16 protein-coding genes are annotated in these 18,347 nt (G+C 67.4%); 13 read left to right on the top strand and 3 right to left on the bottom strand.

What is annotated here, in order from left to right:
- Positions 1-94 precede the first annotated feature (94 nt).
- The 4 genes from yajC to E3O62_RS01445 all read left to right on the top strand — a co-directional run bounded on the left by yajC (position 95) and on the right by E3O62_RS01445 (position 5,657).
- Complete coding sequence (yajC, locus tag E3O62_RS01460; RefSeq protein WP_241973247.1) at positions 95-460, top strand: preprotein translocase subunit YajC; 366 nt, start codon at positions 95-97, stop codon at positions 458-460.
- 67 nt (positions 461-527) lie between these two features.
- On the top strand, positions 528-2,264 hold the full coding sequence (gene secD / locus E3O62_RS01455; protein WP_134396147.1) for a protein translocase subunit SecD: 1,737 nt from the start codon (positions 528-530) through the stop codon (positions 2,262-2,264).
- Positions 2,264-3,277 (top strand): protein translocase subunit SecF, encoded by a 1,014-nt coding sequence (secF, locus tag E3O62_RS01450; RefSeq protein WP_134397304.1) that lies wholly within the window; start codon positions 2,264-2,266, stop codon positions 3,275-3,277. Before secD ends, secF begins: the two co-directional genes overlap by 1 nt.
- 106 nt (positions 3,278-3,383) lie before the next feature.
- Positions 3,384-5,657 (top strand): bifunctional (p)ppGpp synthetase/guanosine-3',5'-bis(diphosphate) 3'-pyrophosphohydrolase, encoded by a 2,274-nt coding sequence (locus E3O62_RS01445; RefSeq protein WP_134396145.1) that lies wholly within the window; start codon positions 3,384-3,386, stop codon positions 5,655-5,657.
- A gap of 38 nt (positions 5,658-5,695) precedes the next feature.
- Here the strand turns inward: E3O62_RS01445 and E3O62_RS01440 are convergent, their stop codons facing one another.
- The 3 genes from E3O62_RS01440 to E3O62_RS01430 form a co-directional block, all read right to left on the bottom strand.
- Positions 5,696-6,274 carry a hypothetical protein gene (locus E3O62_RS01440; protein ID WP_134396144.1) on the bottom strand — a complete coding sequence of 193 codons (579 nt, stop codon included), beginning with the start codon at positions 6,272-6,274 and terminating at the stop codon, positions 5,696-5,698.
- A gap of 106 nt (positions 6,275-6,380) precedes the next feature.
- Positions 6,381-7,613 carry a DUF349 domain-containing protein gene (locus tag E3O62_RS01435; RefSeq protein WP_134397303.1) on the bottom strand — a complete coding sequence of 411 codons (1,233 nt, stop codon included), beginning with the start codon at positions 7,611-7,613 and terminating at the stop codon, positions 6,381-6,383.
- An 89-nt stretch (positions 7,614-7,702) separates the two neighbouring features.
- Positions 7,703-8,503, bottom strand: coding sequence for a peptidylprolyl isomerase (locus tag E3O62_RS01430; protein WP_134397302.1), 801 nt, complete (start codon positions 8,501-8,503; stop codon positions 7,703-7,705).
- 175 nt (positions 8,504-8,678) lie between these two features.
- Between E3O62_RS01430 and E3O62_RS01425 the strand changes: the two genes are divergently transcribed.
- From E3O62_RS01425 to aroC, 9 genes are all read left to right on the top strand, one after another.
- Complete coding sequence (locus E3O62_RS01425; RefSeq protein ID WP_134396141.1) at positions 8,679-10,019, top strand: replication-associated recombination protein A; 1,341 nt, start codon at positions 8,679-8,681, stop codon at positions 10,017-10,019.
- A gap of 218 nt (positions 10,020-10,237) precedes the next feature.
- Entirely contained in the window at positions 10,238-10,867 is a 630-nt protein-coding gene (gene rpsD / locus E3O62_RS01420; protein WP_104100497.1) for a 30S ribosomal protein S4, read from the top strand.
- A 134-nt stretch (positions 10,868-11,001) separates the two neighbouring features.
- A complete protein-coding gene (locus tag E3O62_RS01415; RefSeq protein ID WP_134396140.1) occupies positions 11,002-11,379 on the top strand; it encodes a DUF948 domain-containing protein in 378 nt (125 codons plus the stop codon).
- A gap of 131 nt (positions 11,380-11,510) precedes the next feature.
- On the top strand, positions 11,511-11,741 hold the full coding sequence (locus E3O62_RS01410) for a hypothetical protein (protein ID WP_134396139.1): 231 nt from the start codon (positions 11,511-11,513) through the stop codon (positions 11,739-11,741).
- A gap of 72 nt (positions 11,742-11,813) precedes the next feature.
- Entirely contained in the window at positions 11,814-14,468 is a 2,655-nt protein-coding gene (alaS, locus tag E3O62_RS01405) for an alanine--tRNA ligase (protein WP_134396138.1), read from the top strand.
- Positions 14,469-14,471: 3 nt separating this feature from the next.
- The gene (gene ruvX, locus E3O62_RS01400) at positions 14,472-14,996 is read left to right on the top strand and encodes a Holliday junction resolvase RuvX (RefSeq protein ID WP_174720094.1); all 525 of its coding nucleotides are present in this window, start codon (positions 14,472-14,474) and stop codon (positions 14,994-14,996) included.
- Entirely contained in the window at positions 14,993-16,234 is a 1,242-nt protein-coding gene (gene mltG, locus E3O62_RS01395; protein ID WP_134396137.1) for an endolytic transglycosylase MltG, read from the top strand. Before ruvX ends, mltG begins: the two co-directional genes overlap by 4 nt.
- Entirely contained in the window at positions 16,227-17,132 is a 906-nt protein-coding gene (locus E3O62_RS01390; RefSeq protein WP_134397301.1) for a shikimate dehydrogenase, read from the top strand. The genes mltG and E3O62_RS01390 overlap by 8 nt, the downstream gene beginning before the upstream one ends.
- 5 nt (positions 17,133-17,137) lie before the next feature.
- Positions 17,138-18,343 carry a chorismate synthase gene (aroC, locus tag E3O62_RS01385; RefSeq protein WP_134397300.1) on the top strand — a complete coding sequence of 402 codons (1,206 nt, stop codon included), beginning with the start codon at positions 17,138-17,140 and terminating at the stop codon, positions 18,341-18,343.
- Positions 18,344-18,347 lie beyond the last annotated feature (4 nt).

The following is an 18,347-nucleotide window of genomic DNA, read 5'->3' as shown; positions in this document are numbered from 1 at the left end:
ACTCGTGCTGGTTCTCCGAGCCAGACGCACAGACTTCGGCCCTCGCGCCGCAACCGGAAGGTCCCACAGTTTTATGGATCCGTTGACTCTCGTCATGTTCGCCGTTCTCGCGGCGCTCGTGTTCTTCATGTTCCGCAACAGCCGCAAACGCCAGAAGGACCTCGCTGCCCTGCAGGCCCAGATGGTCGTCGGCGCCGAGGTCATGACCAACTTCGGCATGTACGGAACCATCCTCGCGATTGACGAGGAGGCGAACAAGGTTGCCCTAGAGATCGCCCCGGGAACCGTCGTGCAGTTGCACCGTCAGACCATCGCCCGCGTGGTGGAGCCGATCGTGGCCGAGCCCGAAGACGAGGGCGTCGCCGAGCTGAACCAGGGCAGCGCCACCGTCATGGGCGAACCCGACTTCGGTCAGCGCGTTGCCGACACCGACGAAGAGCCCAAAAAGGGCGACGCCTAACCAATCCCTCTCCATGCCCGCGCCTCGGCGCGGGCATGAGCATGAGCATAGAAAGCTGAGTTCTCTGGTGGCAAAGTCGTCTCCGGCCAAGAAGGCCTGGCGTTCCCTCACGTGGCTGGGTGTGATCATCGTCGGCCTGATTGCGCTCAACACGGCCGGCGTGCTCACCGGCGGCGGATCCTGGACGCCCAAGCTGGCCCTGGACCTTGAGGGCGGCACGCAGATCATCCTCGCGCCGAAGCTCGAGTCCGGGCAGTCCGTCTCCTCGGAGCAGCTCAATGAGGCCGTGAAGATCATTCGGCAGCGCATCGACTCTGCAGGCGTCTCCGAGGCGGAGATCAACACCCAGGGCGGCCAGAACATCGTCGTGTCCATCCCCGGTGTGCCGGACGACGCGACGATCAACCGAATCGAGTCCTCCGCCAAGCTCGAGTTCCGACCGGTGCTCGTGGCCGGTGCCCCGTCCGCGGCCAGCGTCGGTGAGGACGTTGTCGGAGAGGACGGGGTCGCGACCCCGGTACCGACCCCCACGGTCGACCCGAGCCTGGAAAGCACCCCGACCGCTGTGCCCACCGACGGGAGCGACCTGAACTGGGTCACCCCCGCGCTCCAGGCCCAGTACGAGGCCTTCGATTGCAGCAAGATCGACACCACCAATGTGGCACCGGCGGCGGAGCCGCTTGTCACCTGTGAGGCCGACGGCTCCATCAAGTACATCCTCGGCCCGGTTGAAGTCAGCGGCGAGAACGTCTCCGACGCGACCAACGGCCAGCAGACCACGCAGAGCGGCGCCACGACCGGTGAATGGGTCGTCAACATCACCTTCGACGGAACCGGAACCAAGGCCTTCGCCGACGTCAGCACCCGGCTGAACGCGCTCACCGGAGCGCAGAACCAGTTCGCGATCGTGCTCGACGGCAACGTCATCTCGGCCCCGCGCACCCTGGCGGCCATCACCGACGGCAACGCGCAGATCAGCGGTGACTTCGACCAGGACTCGTCAAAGGCCCTGGCTGACCAGCTCAAGTTCGGCGCCCTGCCGATCAGCTTCACCGTGCAGAGCCAGGACACCATCTCGGCGACCCTGGGCTCCAGCCAGCTCACCGGCGGCCTGATCGCAGGCCTGATCGGACTCGTGCTGGTCGTGCTCTACTCGCTGATCCAGTACCGCCTGCTCGGCCTCGTCACCGTGGCGTCGCTTACGGTCGCGGCGATCATCACCTACCTGCTGATCACGATCCTCTCCTGGCGCGAAGGCTACCGGCTGTCTTTGGCCGGCGTCGCGGGTCTTATCGTCGCGATCGGCATCACCGCCGACTCCTTCATCGTCTACTTCGAGCGGGTGCGTGATGAGCTCCGGGACGGACGAGGGCTCGAATCCTCCGTCGAGGCCGGCTGGAAGCGCGCCCTGCGCACCATTCTCGCCTCCGACGCGGTCAACATCTTGGCCGCCGGCGTCCTGTTCATCGTCGCCGTCGGCAACGTCAAGGGCTTCGCCCTCACCCTGGGGCTGACCACACTCGTCGACGTGCTCGTGGTCATGCTCTTCACCCACCCGATGCTCCAGCTGCTGGCGCGCACGAAGTTCTTCAGCGACGGACACAAGTTCAGCGGCCTCGACCCGCGGGCCCTGGGCGCGACCTACCGCGGGCGGGCGAAATTCCGTCCTTCAAGCGATCTCCCTTCCGCCAAACTGTCCTCGGCCAGCCGTGAGGCAGCAAAGCGCCAGACCATCGCCGAGCGCAAGGCGTCAGAACTCGTCGGTTCCAGTGCGGATCGAACGACCGACGGGAAGGATTCCTAATGGCCAGCTTTTCCCAGTTCGGCAACGACCTGCACACGGGCAAGCGCTCGTTCGACATCGTCGGGCGGCGCAAGACCTGGTACCTGGTCGCGGTCGTGGCACTCTTCGTGGCCATCGTCGTTCCCCAGCTGCGTGGCGGCTTCGTCTTCGGCATCGAGTTCACGGGAGGCTCCGAGTTCAAGATCTCCCAGGTCGCCGACCAGGACCAGGGAGCTGCCGCCGATGCCGTGACCGAGGTCGTCCCGTTGGCGACGCCCAGGGTGTCGAGCGTCAGCAGCACCGGCATCCGCGTGCAGACCGACCAGCTCACCAGCGACGAGACCCGGGAGATTCGCGCCGCGCTGGCGGATGCGTACGCCGTGCCGATCGAGCAGGTCACCGCGTCCTTCATCGGTCCGGTCTGGGGCCAGGACATTACCGGCCAGGCCGTGCGCGGACTCCTCATCTTCCTCGTTCTCGCCGCCATCGGCATGGCACTGTACTTCCGCACCTGGAAGATGTCGCTCGCGGCCATGACCGCGCTGATGCACGACCTCGTCATCACGGCCGGGATCTACGGAATCACCGGTTTCGAGATCACCCCGGCCGCCGTGATCGGATTTCTCACGATCCTCGGCTACTCGCTCTACGACACGGTCGTGGTCTTCGACAAGATCCGCGAGAACACCTCGGAGGCGGGCGCCGATACGCGCACGTTCGCAGAATCCGTAAACCTAGCCGTCAACCAGACCCTGGTGCGCTCGATCAACACCTCCGTCGTCGCGGTGCTGCCGGTCGCCTCGATCCTGTTCATCGGAACGCTCGTGCTCGGGGCAGGAACCCTTCGGGACATCTCGCTGGCACTCCTGATCGGCATCATCGCCGGCGCCTACTCGACGATCTTCATCGCGTCGCCGCTGTACGCTCAAATCCGCTCCGCGGAGCCGGCCGTGCGCCGGGCCGACCAGAAGGTTCTCGCCCAGCGGGCGAAGGCCGGCCCCGCGCTGAAGGTGGCCGCCGAAGTCAGCGCCTAATAGTCGGCCCTGATCACCGCCGGAGGAGGCCCGCACCCGAGCCGGAAGTGGTACCCGATCCGGTTCGGGAGCAGTAATAATTGATCAAGCGGATGGAGGTGGCCAGATGACCGAACTGACGACTCCTCCTGCCTCCCCGGCACCGCTCCCGCCGGCATCCTTGCGGCGCCTCGTGCCTCGGATCTTTTCCCGGGCCCAGCCGGTCGGCGCGGTCGACACGCTGCTGAAAACCGTGCGGATGCACCATCCCAAGGTGGACCTCTCGATCATCGAGCGGGCCTACGTCACCGCGGAGCAGGCGCATGAGGGCCAGTTTCGCCGCAGCGGAGAACCGTACATCACCCATCCGGTCGCGGTCGCGCAGATCCTGGCGGATCTGGGCATCGGTCCCAAGACCGTCTCGGCGGCACTGCTGCACGACACCGTGGAGGACACCGAGTACACCCTCGACCAGCTGAGGCACGATTTCGGCGACGAGATCACCATGCTGGTCGACGGCGTCACCAAGCTGGACAAGGTCAAGTACGGCGACAGCACCCAGGCCGAGACCGTGCGCAAGATGATCGTGGCGATGTCCAAGGACATCCGTGTGCTGATCATCAAGCTCGCCGACCGACTGCACAACGCGCGCACCTGGGGATTCGTGCCTGCCGAGTCCGCGGTTCGGAAGGCGACCGAGACGCTGGAGATTTACGCGCCGCTCGCGCACCGTCTGGGGATCCAGGCCATCAAGTGGGAGCTTGAAGACCTCTCGTTCGCGGTGCTGTACCCCAAGCTCTACGCCGAGATCGACAGTCTTGTCAAGCAGCGCACTCCGCAGCGAGAAGAGTTCGTGCAGCACGTCATCGACTCGATCGTCGACGACCTGAAGGCCGCCCGCATTCGGGGCAAGGTCGCCGGCCGGCCCAAGCAGTACTACTCGATCTACCAGAAGATGGTCGTGCGCGGGCGCGAGTTCGACGACATCTACGATCTGGTCGGCATTCGAGTGCTCGTCAACTCGGTGCGGGACTGCTACGCGGTTCTCGGTGCAATCCACGCCCGGTGGACGCCGCTTCCCGGCCGGTTCAAGGACTACATCGCCACCCCCAAATTCAACCTGTACCAGTCGCTGCACACCACGGTTCTCGGCCCGAGCGGGCGCGCCGTGGAAATCCAGATCCGCACCCAGGAAATGCACCAGCGCGCCGAATTCGGCGTGGCCTCGCACTGGAAGTACAAGGAGCAGACCACAGGAAAGAGTTCCGGTCCGGGCCCGCAGAGCGACACCGACATGGCTTGGCTCGCCCACATCTCCGACTGGCAAGCCGAAACGGCCGACCCGGGGGAGTTCCTCGACTCGCTGCGCTACGAGATCGGTGCCAAAGAGGTCTACGTCTTCACCCCCAAGGGCCGGGTGATCGGTCTGCCGGCCGACGCCACCCCGGTCGACTTCGCCTACGCCGTGCACACCGAGGTCGGCCATCGCACCATGGGCGCCAAGGTCAACGGGCGCCTCGTCCCGCTGGAGAGCCCTCTCGTCACCGGTGACGTCGTCGAGGTGTTCACGTCGAAGAATCCCGACTCCGGCCCGAGCAAGGACTGGCTGAACTTCGTCAAGAGCCCCCGGGCCCGCAACAAGATCCGCCAGTGGTTCACCAAGGAGCGCCGCGACGAGGCGATCGAGCAGGGCCGCGACGCCATCGCGCGCGCTATGCGCAAGCAGAACCTGCCGCTGCAGAAACTGATGAACCAGGACTCCTTCGCCGAAGTCGCCGCGGTGATGAAGTATGAAGACGTCTCTGCGCTGTACGCCGCCGTCGGCGAGGGGCATGTGTCGACGCAGTCGGTGCTGGAGAAGGTGGTCGCCACCCTGCAGAGCGTCGAGGAGAGCGATGCCACGGACCTGCCGTTCGCGCTCCACGGCCGCACCCAGACGCTCCGCAACAGCGACTCGGGCATCCTCGTGCGCGGCGCCCCCGACATCCTGGTGAAGCTTGCCCGCTGCTGCACTCCCGTGCCGGGTGACAGGGTCGTGGGGTATATCACGCGCGGCGCCGGGGTATCGGTGCACCAGGCATCCTGTCGCAACGTGCAGTCCCTCCTCAAGGAACCCGAGCGCATGATCGACGTCGATTGGGCGCCCACTTCCAAGAGCCTGTTCCTGGTGCAGATCCAGATCGAGGCTCTCGACCGCTCCGGGCTGCTCTCCGACGTCACCCGAGTGCTGTCGGAGCATCACGTCAACATCCTGTCGGCGACGGTGCACACCTCCTCCGACCGACTCGCGATCAGCCGGTTCGTCTTCGAGATGGGCGACACCACTCACCTCGATCGCGTGCTCAATGCGGTGCGCCGTATCGACGCCGTTTATGACGTCTACCGCGTCAACGAGGGCTGAGCGGCCATTCAGCTCGCATTGGCCTCCCGGTAGAGACATCAGGTGGGGCGCGGATGCTCGTCGAGGTACCGTTGCACCTCCCGCAGTCGGGTCCGGGCAGGAGCCTTGAACGGCAGGTTGGGTGCCGCGCATAGGCGGCTGGCCGGGTCGGTGCTGGTGCAGCCGGCCAGGCGCAGCAGGGCGGCGATCAGGGCGACGCGGTCACCGTCGGTGGGCGCGTCGTGCCAGCGGACGAGGTCGACGGCGGTGCGCAGGGGCAGCGTAACCCGGAGGCCGGAGATCGCCTGAAGCTGGTCGGACGGGCAGTTGACCTCGCGGATCTGCATTCGGGGCGATGGGACCAGTTTCATTCGGGCGGAACTCTGCACGCAGAAGTGGTGGCGGCGAGGTTCCGGCGCCAGACCGTAGATCCAGGCCGCGGTCATCCGCTCGGCGATGGCCCGTGGGGACGCAAGCAGCAACCCGACGGCCCGGGCGCGTCGCACCCGGTCATCGACCTCGTCGACCGGGCACCAGAAGTCGCCCAGGGTGAAGAGTTCCCCGTCGAGACGGGCGCCGCACAGCTCCGCGAGCGGCAGGTCGTGGGCGGAGAGCACCACGGGAAGGCGTGAGTTCATCGACTGTGGGTTCATCGACTCAGCGTGCGGCCGGGTGCGTTCTCCCGCCCACAAAAAGCGGGGATCTGTGGACAGATCCCCGCTCGTCGTGCTGTGGACGGCCGGGCTACTGGCCGATGGCCTTCAGCCACGCCTTGCGGGCCTCGAGAGCCTCGGTGGCTGCCGTGATCGCCGCGGCATCCCCGCCGGCCTGCGCCGCGGCCAGTTCGGCCTCGAGCTTGACGATGGCATCGTGCAGCTGGCCGGCCAGACCCTCGGCGCGAGCCTTGGTCTCCGGGTTGTTGCGCTTCCAGTGGTCGTCGTCGAGCTTGCGCACGGCCGCCTCGACCTTGCGCATGCGGTCCTCGATGGACTTGACCGAGTCGCGCGGAACCTTGCCGATGGCGTCCCACCGGCGCTGGATGGAGCTCAGCGCGCTGCGCGCCTTGGCGCGGTCCGTCTCGGCCAGCAGAAGTTCGGCTTCGGTGAGCAACTCGACCTTGAGAGTCAGGTTGCCCGCGAACTCCTCGTCATCGTGCGCGTCGATTTCGGACTTGACCGAGTAGAGCACGTCGCCGGCTGCCTTGAACTTGGCCCACATGGCGTCGTCCTGCTTCTTGCCGCTGCGACCCGCGAGCTTCCACTCGTCGAGCAGAGTGCGGTACCCCGGGATGCCATCGGCGCCCTTGAGGGCGAGGGCCTCGGCCTGCTCGATCAGGTGCTGCTTGCGGTTGCGAACGTCCTTGTGGGCGCTGTCCAGCTCGGCGAAGAACGCCTTACGGTTCTGCTCGATCGTGGTGCGGGCCGCGCGGAACCGCTTCCACAGGTCATTGGCCTCGCCCTTGGGAATGCGCGGAGCATCGTGCTGGTGGGCCTGCCACTTCGCGAACAGGACCTCCAGGGCAGCGCTGGTCTGCTTCCACTGTGTCTTGGCCGGGTCTTCGGCGGCGAGAGCCTCGGCCTCGGCGACGATCGCGGCACGCTCGGCGACGGCGGCGGTCGCTGCGGCCTTCGCCTCGGCGCCCTGCTGCTCGGTGAGCTCGGTCACCGCGCCGCCGAGGGCACCCAGGCGGGTGGCCAAGGCTGCCAGGTTGCCGACCGCGTTGGCGTTCGCCACGGCCTCCGTCAGATGTTTGACGGACTTCGCGATATCTGCGGCAGGTGCCCCACCCTTGGCGCGCTGTTCGAGAAGCGTGACCTGGCCGTTGAGCTCAACGTATTTCCGTTCGAAGTAGGCAAGCGCCTCTTCCGGCGTCGCGTCGGGATACTGTCCCACGGCGCGCTCGCCTGTCGCTTCGCGCACGTAAACCGTGCCGGTATCGTCTACGCGACCCCATGGTTGCTGATCTGTCGCAGTCAAGAGCCTCACCTTATTGATGTCGTTGTGTGCTCACAAGTGAGCCAATACCCGGTCAAGCCTATTGCAAGCCCGCGTGCTGTTCGTCTGTTCTACTGAACTGATACCTGAGTGATGCTGGTCGGCACCTGAGGGGTGCCGTCCGAAGAGCCGTCGGCGACGCCGGCAGCCGTGATCTGCGCTTTGATTTCGTCCAGTCCATCGGTCACCCGGCCGAGCACCGTGTAGCCGCCGACCGCGTCGGCGGGGATGGTCGTGTCGTCGTAGACGATGAAGAACTGGCTGCCCATACTGTAGGCGTTGCCGCCCTGGCGGGCCATGGCCAGTGTGCCGGCTGGGTACACATCGTCGGCCGGGGCGTTTTCAATCGGTCCATAGCTGTAGCCGGGGCCACCCGATCCCGTTCCGGTCGGGTCCCCGCACTGCAGCACGAAGAAACCGCCGTCGGTGAGCCGGTGGCAGGTCACGTCCTGGTAGAAGCCGGTGGTGATCAGGTTGATGGTCGAGGACACCGCCTGAGGGGCGAGGGCTCCATCGAGCTCGATCTCAAGCGGAATGCCGTTGAGGGCCAGCGTGCCGGTCCAGGTGCGGTCTTCCGCCAGGGTGCTGGGCGGCACCTCGCCGCTGTTCGCGCTGTCGGACGGTGCGGCCGACGCGGAGGGGGAAGCGGTGTCGGCGGCGGAGGGTGCCGGGCTGCCGGGGCCTCCGGTGACGAACAGGACCTGCGCGCCGACGGCCAGCGCCACGATCACGGCCACGCTGACACCGGCGATGCGGTTGTCCCGCCGACGCCGCTTCACCTGGTGCGCATTCACCGAACGCCGAGCCTGAAAGGCGCGCACTCGCACGCGCGCCTCGCGGGCTTCACGGTCCTGCTTCTTGTTCGTTACCACGTCGTAGCCTCCAGGCGGCCTCCATCGGAAGGCCCGATCGAACGGGGACGGCTCCAGCGTCTGGCGCCCGAACCATGTTGAACTCTACGCAACCCGGAGAGGGCAGACAAACATCCGCTCCGGGCAGCACCGGTTCAGGATCGGCCCGGTCACCGGCACAAACTACGCTGGACCCATGGTGGATTCACAACCGGGACTGCGCAGCGGGGCCACACCCCTCGCCGTACGGATGCGCCCGACGAGCCTCGAGGAGGTCGCCGGTCAGAAGCATCTGCTCACACCGGGCTCCCCGCTGGTCAGCCTGGCCAGTGACAAGACCGGGGAGCAGGGCGCGGTCTCCGTCATCCTGTGGGGCCCGCCCGGCACCGGCAAGACCACCCTGGCCCAGGCCATCGCGCGCAGCTCGGGCCGTCGGTTCGTCGAGCTGTCCGCGGTGTCGGCCGGAGTGCGGGACGTGCGCCAGGTAATGGACGAGGCGCGCACCAGCCGGGACCTCTACGGACTCTCTACCGTGCTCTTCCTGGACGAGATCCACCGGTTCAGCAAGGCGCAGCAGGACGCTCTCCTGCCCGGGGTGGAGAACGGGGTCATCATCCTCGTGGCCGCGACCACCGAGAACCCGTCCTTCTCCGTGATCTCGCCGCTGCTGTCCCGCTCCCTGCTGCTCACCCTCGAAACGCTCAGCGACGACGATCTCGGTGTCGTTGTCGACCGGGCCGTGGTCGACCCGCGCGGCCTGGCCGACCGGTTCGTACTCGACCCCGAAGCCAGGGCCGCGATCATCCGGCTCGCGTCGGGTGACGCCCGACGGGCGCTGACCGCCCTGGAGGCCGGTTCGGTGGCGGCGGCGTCCTCCGTCGACGCCGAGTCCGACGCGAAGCCGGTCATCACCACCGAGGTCGTCGCCCTCGCTGTCGACCGTGCGCTTCTGCGCTACGACCGCAACGGCGATGAGCACTACGACGTCATCAGCGCCTTCATCAAATCGGTGCGCGGCTCGGATGTCGACGCGTCCCTCCACTATCTCGCGCGCATGATCGAGGCCGGCGAAGATCCCCGGTTCATCTGCCGCCGCATCATCGTGCTGGCCTCCGAAGACATCGGCATGGCCGACCCTCAGGCGCTGGTGATCGCCATCGCCGCCGCCGACGCCGTGCAATACATCGGCATGCCCGAGGGCCGCATCCCGCTCGCCCAGGCCGTCGTACACCTGGCCACCGCACCCAAGTCCAACGCGGCCTACATGGCCCTGGATGCGGCGATCGCCGACGTGCGGAACGGCAAGACCGGCCGGGTGCCCAAACCGTTGCGGGATGCGCACTACCCAGGCGCCAAACGCCTCGGCCACGGCAAGGGCTACAAGTATCCCCACGACGTCGCCCTCGGCGTGCTGGCCCAGCAGTACCCGCCGGACGAGCTCGCCGAGGTGCGCTATTACGAGCCTACCGAGCACGGCCATGAGCGCGAGATCTCGGCCCGCCTCGCCAAGTTGCGCAAGATCATCCGTGCCCGCTGAACGGAACGGCCGAAGGACCCGATGTGCTAACCTGAACGCTGCCTACAAATGGAATCGGCATGCGGCTGCGTCCGATTCCGGATTGGATGGTTTCGCCCTGTAGCCGGGCGTGCCATGGCACCACCCCTCTGAACTCCCATGACGTTGAGGCTGTGCTGTCTGATTGCGCGGCCCCCGCCCTGGTTTCCCCTTGTTTGCAGTTCCATCGAAAGGACACCGTGTCTACCAAGTCACGTACCCGCAGTAAGACCCGCCTCTCGCGGGCCCTGGGCATCGCCCTGACCCCGAAGGCCGCTCGCTACCTGGAGAAGCGTCCGTACGCACCGGGCGAGCACGGTCGCACCAAGCGCAAGACCGACTCCGACTACGCCGTTCGCCTCCGCGAAAAGCAGCGCTTACGTGCCCAGTACGGCATCCGCGAAGCCCAGCTCAAGATCGCGTTCGAGGAAGCTCGCCGCGCCCAGGGACTGACCGGTGAGAACCTCGTCGAGATCCTCGAGACCCGTCTCGACGCTCTTCTCGTTCGCTCCGCGATCGCCCGCACCACCGCCCAGGCCCGTCAGATGATCGTGCACCGTCACATCCTGATCGACGGCCAGCTGGTCGACCGTCCCTCCTTCCGCGTGAAGCCGGGACAGCTCATCCACGTCAAGCCCAAGAGCGAGGCCATGGAGCCGTTCCAGGTCGCAGCCGCCGGCGGTCACGTCGACGTCCTGCCCAAGCTCCCCGCCTACCTTGAGGTCGAGATCGACAAGCTGCAGGCCCGCCTCGTGCGCCGCCCGAAGCGCATCGAAATCCCCGTGACCTGCGAAGTCCAGCTCGTCGTCGAGTACTACGCGGCCCGCTAGGCTCCTTTTCACCCGCACCGCCGTCAGGCGCTGCAACTGAACTACGCTGGAGAGCGGATCACCCTGGGGTGGTCCGCTCTTTGCGTACGCGCACCTGGCTCGTGAATGTCGAATCTGGAATGGATGGTTGGTCAATGTCTGGTGGAGATATTGTCGGGCTCGTATTCGCCGCTGCCTTCGTGATGCTGGTCGGGTTCCTGGCCCTGCCCCTGGTCAAGCTCGGTCGCGTCTTCGACGAGACGACCGCGGCCATCCGCGACCTGACCCACACCGTCACCCCACTGCTCGAGGAATCCACCAAGACGATTCAGGAGACCAACGCGCAGTTGGCCCGGGTGGACACCATCACCTCGAACGTGGCGGATGTCACGGGCAACGTCTCCGCTCTGGTCGCCCTCGTCTCGGCGACCGTCGGCGGCCCGCTGGTCAAACTGGCCGGCTTCTCCGCGGGGGTTCGCGCGGCTCTCGGGGCTGCCCGCCCGGGCGGCACCCGCCGCCGCCGCCACAGGTAGTCGGGTACTCTGGAACGGAGCCGGCCCGTCTGGGATTCGCCGGTCAGACGGTCGTTCCAGACGTTCAACCGCCGTGAACCGACCTTTTCACCACTTTTCAGGGTCTGCACACATATTCAGGGAGCATTGCTATGAAGAATTTCATCTGGTTTGTCGTCGGCGTCACCACCGGGCTGCTCATCGCCCGCGAAGCCGGCAAGACGCGTCAGGGGAAGCAATTCTTCGCCGATCTGGACACCAAGGCGCGCGAATTCGGTGAGGCCATCTCGGACGGCTACCGCAAGCGTGAGGCCGAGCTGCGGGACGCCATCGGCGACATCGCGTCGGAGACCGAAGTCACGATCGAAAAACTCGCCCAGTAAGTACTCGGCCAGTACGTGCTCGCCAGGTAGGAATCATCCATATCTTTTTCACTACAACGAACTACGGAACTAATGCAGACTGCTGAAATTCGCGGGCGCTGGCTCGACTTCTTTGCCGATCGCGGTCACACCGTCGTCCCCTCCGCTTCGCTTGTCAGCGACGACCCCACACTCCTGTTCACGGTGGCCGGGATGGTCCCGTTCGTACCGTATTTGACCGGTCTCGTGCCGCCCCCCTACCCGCGAGCGACGAGTGTTCAGAAATGCATCCGCACCAACGACATCGAAGAGGTCGGCAAGACCCCGCGTCACGGCACCTTCTTCCAGATGAACGGTAACTTCTCGTTCGGCGACTACTTCAAGGAACAGGCGATCGGTTACGCCTGGGAACTGCTCACCAGCTCGGATGCCGATGGCGGCTACGGCTTCGCCGAGAAGGACCTCTGGGTCACCGTCTACGAGGACGACGACGAGGCCTTCCGGTACTGGCGCGCCCTCGGCCTGCCCGAGCACCGCATCCAGCGTCTCGGCATGGACACAAACTACTGGTCGACCGGTCAGCCCGGGCCTGCCGGGCCCTGCTCCGAGATCTTCTTCGACCGCGGCCCGGCCTACGGCATCGACGGCGGCCCGGCCACCGACGACGACCGGTACGTCGAAATCTGGAACCTCGTCTTCATGCAGTACCTCCGCGGCGAGGGCACCAGCAAGAACGACTTTGTCATCCTCGGCGACCTGCCGAAGAAGAACATCGACACCGGCATGGGGCTCGAACGTGTCGCCTTCCTCAAACAGGGCGTTCAGAACATGTACGAGATCGACCAGGTGCGCCCGGTCCTCGACCGGGCCGCGGAACTGTCCGGTCGCCGCTACGGGGCCGGTCACGACGACGACGTGCGGATGCGCATCGTCGCTGACCATGTGCGGTCGTCCCTGATGCTGATGAGCGACGGAGTGATGCCGTCCAACGAGGGCCGCGGGTACATCCTGCGCCGCCTGATGCGCCGCAGCGTGCGTGCCATGCGCCTCCTCGGCGTCGACGCCGCGACCTTTCCCGAATTGTTTCCGGCCTCGCGCGACGCCATGGCCGGCGCGTACCCCGAGGTCAAGGCCGACTACGCCCGCATCAGCCAGGCCGCTTATGCCGAAGAGGAGACCTTCCTGCGCACCCTCGCCAGTGGCAGCGCCGTGCTCGACCTCGCCGTCGCGAAGACCAAAAAAGCGGACCAGGTCGTTCTGCCGGGCGACACCGCGTTCCTCCTGCATGACACCTACGGCTTCCCGATCGAGATCACCCTCGAGATGGCCGAGGAGGCCGGGCTCAGCGTCAACCGCGAGGCCTTCGACACACTGATGGCCAAGCAGCGCGCGATGGCCAAGGCCGACGCCAAGGCCAAGAAGACGCACCTCGCCGACCTGTCGGTCTACAGCGCATTCCGCGCGGCGGGGGAGACCGTCTTCACGGGCTACGACGCCCTGCAGACCGAATCCAGCGTGCTCGGGATCATCGTCAACGGTCTCTCCGTCGATCGCGCCGTCTCCGGTGACATCGCCGAGGTGATCCTCGCCGAGACGGCCCTGTACGCGGAGTCCGGCGGGCAAGAGGCCGATGCCGGTTTGATCGTGGGCACCGGCTACGAGCTCGAGGTGCTCGACGTGCAGAAGCCCGTCAAGGGCCTGATCAGCCACAAGGTGCAGGTGCGGTCCGGCGAGGTCGGCGTCGGGGACTCCGCCACCAGCGTCGTCGACCCCGACTGGCGCCGAGGTGCCCGGCAGGCGCACTCCGGCACGCACGTGCTGCATGCCGCCCTCCGCCAGGTGCTCGGCCCGAACGCCCACCAGTCCGGCTCGTACAACAAGGCCGGTTTCTTCCGCCTCGACTTCTCCTGGAACCAGGCACTGTCCCCGGCAACCCGAAGCGAGATCGAAGAGATCTCCAACAACGCCATCCGGGACAACCTGCCCGTGCTCACCCGGGAGCTGCCCCTGGCCGAGGCGAAGGCTCTCGGAGCGATGGCCCTTTTCAGCGAGAAGTACGGCGATCGAGTCCGCGTCGTCGATATCGGCGGCCCCTGGTCTCGCGAACTCTGCGCGGGAACCCACGTAGCCTCCAGCGCCGAGATCGGCATGATCAACCTGGTCAGCGAGGGTTCTGTCGGTTCCACGAACCGCCGGGTGGAGTCGTTGGTCGGCCTCGAGGCCTTCCGCGACCTGGCCGCCGAGCGCGCCCTTGTCTCCCAGCTGACCTCACACCTGAAGACGCCGCGGGAGCAGTTGCCAGAGCGCATCAACGAACTCGTGCAGAGCCTCAAGGCCGCCGAGAAGAAGATCGCCGCGTTCGAGGCGCGGGCCCTCTCCGACAGGGTGCCTGCCCTCGTCGCCTCGGCAAAGCTGGTCGGTTCCGTCACTGTCGTGGCCGAGCAGGTCGGCACGCTGGGCTCCGCTGACGACCTGCGGATGCTGGTCACGGCCACCCGCACGCAGCTCGGCAGCACCCCGGCGGTCGTGGCCCTCGCGGCCGTGGTCGCCGACAAGCCCGTCGTCATCGTGGCCACCAACCCCGCGGCCCGGGAGGCCGGGCAGCGTGCGGGAGCCCTGGCGAAGCAGGTCGCCGGCATCCTCGGCGGCGGCGGCGGCGGCAAGGACGACCTCGCCCAGGGCGGCGGCACCGACGCAGCAGCCATCCCGAACGCCCTCGCGGCCGTTCGATCCGCCGTAGCAGGCTGAACCATGCGTCACGGTGTGCGGGTCGGAGTCGACGTCGGGAAAGCCCGGATCGGCCTGGCCCGCAGCGACGCGCACGGCCTGCTGGCGACCCCGGTCGAGACCGTCCACCGCGACCACTCCGGCAGCCTGGACGTGGCCCGGATCGTGGCCGTGGTGGCCGAGCTCGACGCCGTTGAGGTGGTGGTCGGGTTGCCGCTCGCGCTCTCCGGCAACCGCACGGCGTCGACCAACGATGCGGTTGGATTCGCCGAACTGCTGGCCCGGTCCCTGACCGTTCCGGTTCGCCTGGTCGATGAGCGTCTCTCCACCGTCGCGGCGCAGTCGGTCCTGCGCTCTGCGGGGCGGAAGGCCAAAACCCAGAAACCCGTGATCGACCAAGTCGCCGCGGTCATCATCCTCCAGCACGCCCTCGACACCGAACGCACCCTCGGCACGCCCGCCGGCACCGCCGTCGAACTCGTGCGCGACCAGCTTCCAGCCGGGCCCCCACCAGCTGCCGCACCGAATGAAGGGCAGCCTCAACGATGACACCCCCTCCCGCCGACAGCACCGGAGCCCCGGCCGAGCCGGGCGACCCGACAAGCCCCATCGACCCGGCGGACCCTCTCAGTTCGCGTCGGGCCATCCGTGAGTCACGGGGCGAAGGCACCCGGTCCAGTCGTCGCGCCCTGCTGGACTCCGCTCCGGTGCCGCAGAAGAAGGGCCGCCGGGGCGCCTGGGGCTGCCTGATCGTCTTCCTGATCCTGGCCGGACTCGCCGGTGCCGCCGCCGTCCTGCTCCAGGAGCCGATCGGTGCCGTGATCGGCATGGTGCAGGGCCCGGCGGACTACGACGGCGCCGGAGACGACGAGGTCATCGTGATGATCCACGACGGTGAAACCGGTCAGGACGTCGCGAACTCCCTCGTCGCCCAGGACGTGGTGAAGAGCTACGACGCGTTCTACGAGGTGCTCCGCGCTGAGAGCCCGGCACCCGTCTTCCAGCCCGGCGCCTACCGTTTGGCCGGCAAGATGAGCGGCCGCGCCGCCCTCGACGCCCTGCTCGACCCGGACAACAAGCTAGAACAGACCGTGGTGATACCCGAGGGGACCACGACCGCCTCGGTGCTCCAGCTGATCAGCGAGGGCACCAGCATTCCCTTGGCCGATCTCGAGGCTGCGGCCGCCGACGTCGAGCCCTACGGCCTGCCGGGCGAGGCAACCACCCTCGAGGGGTTCCTGTTCCCGGCCACCTACACGTTCCCCCCGGAGACCACGGCGCCCGAGGCCATCCGCACGCTCGTCGACCGACAGTTCGAGGCTCTCGACGCTGCCGGGGTCGCGCCCGAGAACCGCTGGAAGACCATCGTTCTCGCGGCCCTGATCCAACGCGAAGCGGGGCTGACGGAGGATTTCTACAAGGTCTCGCGCGTGTTCCTGAACCGGCTCGATCCAGCGCAGTGGCAGAGCGGGCTCCTGCAGTCCGACGCTACCGTGGCCTACGGGACCGGGGCGACCGACCGGGTGAAGACAACGGATGCCGAACGCGTCGACGCCGTCAACGCCTTCAACACTTATGTGCACCCCGGGCTTCCCGTGGGGCCGATCTCGAACCCCGGCGACATCGCGATCGACGCCGCCGTGAACCCCGCCGACGGTACCTGGCTGTACTTCGTGTCCTGGAACCTCGACACGGGGGAGACAATCTTCTCCACCACGATCGCGGAGCACGACGCCGCCGTGAACAAATGGCTGGCCTGGATGGAAGAGAACCCCGAATATGGTTGAGCCCGAAGCATCCGTGCCGGCCCCCACCCTTGACCCTGTCCGCGTGCGTCGCCTTGCGGTGCTGGGCTCGCCCATCGAGCATTCCCTCTCCCCGGCACTGCACCGGGCCGCGTACCAGGCGCTCGGCCTGGACTGGCGCTACGACGCCGTGCGGGTGCCGGCGGGCGGACTGCCGGACTTCCTCGCGTCCCTGGGCGCAGACTGGCGCGGTGTCTCCCTCACTATGCCCCTCAAGCACGAGGTCCGGGCGCAGCTCGACGGCATCGACCGGGTCGCCGCTCAGACCGGCTCCGTCAACACGGTGCTATTCGGTGAAGCCGACGGCCGGCGCACGTTGCAGGGTTTCAACACGGACGTCACCGGCCTGGTGCGTGCCCTCGCCGAAGCCGGAGTGCACCGCGCGGTGCACGTGTGCCTGCTCGGCGCCGGAGCCACCGCGGCATCCGCCCTGGTCGCAGCTGCTGAGCTGGGGGCGGAGCTGGTCGACGTGCTCGTGCGCACCCCGGCGAAGGCGGCCGATCTGGTCGAACTGGGGCAGAGCCTCGGGGTCGTGGTACGGGCCTACCCGCTCACCGACCTGCCCGACCCTGCCCGCGTCAGCGAGCTGGTGATCAGCACCCTGCCCGGGGGCAGCGACCCGGGCGCCGAGTTTCCCGCCGGGCTGCGCCGGCAGGCGCTCCTGTTCGACGTGAGTTATTCCCCCTGGCCCAGCGCCCTCGCCCGGTCCTGGTCGTCGGCGGGCGGCACCGCGGTGTCCGGAGAGGGGATGCTGCTGCACCAGGCCCTGATCCAGGTGCGCATCTTCGTCTCCGGCGACCCGTTCGAACCGCTGCCGAACGAGGACGTGGTGCTGCACGCCATGCGCGGCGCCCTGACCGGGAAGGCTGTGACAGGATAGTGGTCATGCTTCGTTGGCTCACCGCCGGAGAGTCCCACGGCCCCGAACTCATCGCCATTGTCGAAGGTTTGCCCGCTGGAATCCCGGTCACCCTAGATGCGATCCGCCTTGACCTTGCGCGCCGCAAACTCGGCTACGGCCGAGGCGCGCGCCAGAAGTTCGAGCAGGACGAACTGAATATTTCCGGCGGCGTGCGCCACGGCCTCACCATGGGCGGACCGGTTGCCCTGCGGATCGGCAACACCGAATGGCCCAAGTGGGCCGAGGTGATGAGCCCCGCACCGGTGGAGACCGCGTCCGCGCGCGGCCGCGGCGCCCCCCTGACCCGTCCCCGGCCCGGCCACGCCGATCTGGTCGGCATGCAGAAGTACGGCTTCGGCGAAGCCCGCCCGGTACTGGAGCGCGCCAGCGCCCGGGAGACCGCGGCACGTGTCGCGCTCGGTGCCGTCGCCCGGTCGTTCCTGGCCGAGCTCGGCATCACCCTGGTCAGCCACACCCTGTCGATCGGGGCGGTTCGCGTGCCCGTCGACGCCCCGCTGCCGCTGCCCGGCGACGTCGACGCCCTCGACGCCGACCCGCTGCGCTGCTTCGACGCCGTCACCTCCGCCCGGATGGTGGCCGAGGTCGACCTGGCCCACAAGGAGGGCGACACCCTCGGAGGGGTCGTCGAGGTGCTGGCCTACAACCTTCCTCCCGGACTCGGTTCGTTCGTGCACTGGGACCGCCGCCTCGATTCGCAGCTGGCGGCCGCGCTGATGGGCATCCAGGCCATCAAGGGGGTCGAGGTCGGGGACGGTTTCCTGTCCACCACCCGGCGCGGCTCGGAGGCGCACGACGAGCTTGTGCAGGCCGACGGGCGCATCCAGCGGGTCAGCGACCGGGCCGGCGGCACCGAAGGCGGCATGAGCACCGGAACAGTGTTGCGCGTGCGCGCCGGCATGAAGCCCATCTCCACCATCCCGCGCGCCCTCCGCACGGTTGACGTGGCCACGAGCGAGGCTGCCCCCGCGCACCACCAACGGTCGGATGTCTGTGCCGTGCCGGCCGCCGGCGTGGTCGCGGAGGCCATGGTCGCTCTGGTGCTCGCGAACTCGGTCCTGGAGAAGTTCGGTGGTGACTCCATCGTGGAAACGCGCCGCAACCTGGATTCCTACCTGGCCGACATTCCGGCGAATCTCCAGACGGGCGCGTCCAGCGACGCTTCCCTGTAGAGGC

This window comes from Cryobacterium sp. TMT2-15-1 (genome assembly GCF_004402345.1).
GTDB classification, from domain to species: domain Bacteria; phylum Actinomycetota; class Actinomycetes; order Actinomycetales; family Microbacteriaceae; genus Cryobacterium; species Cryobacterium sandaracinum.
This window is presented reverse-complemented; position numbering and strand designations above follow the sequence as displayed.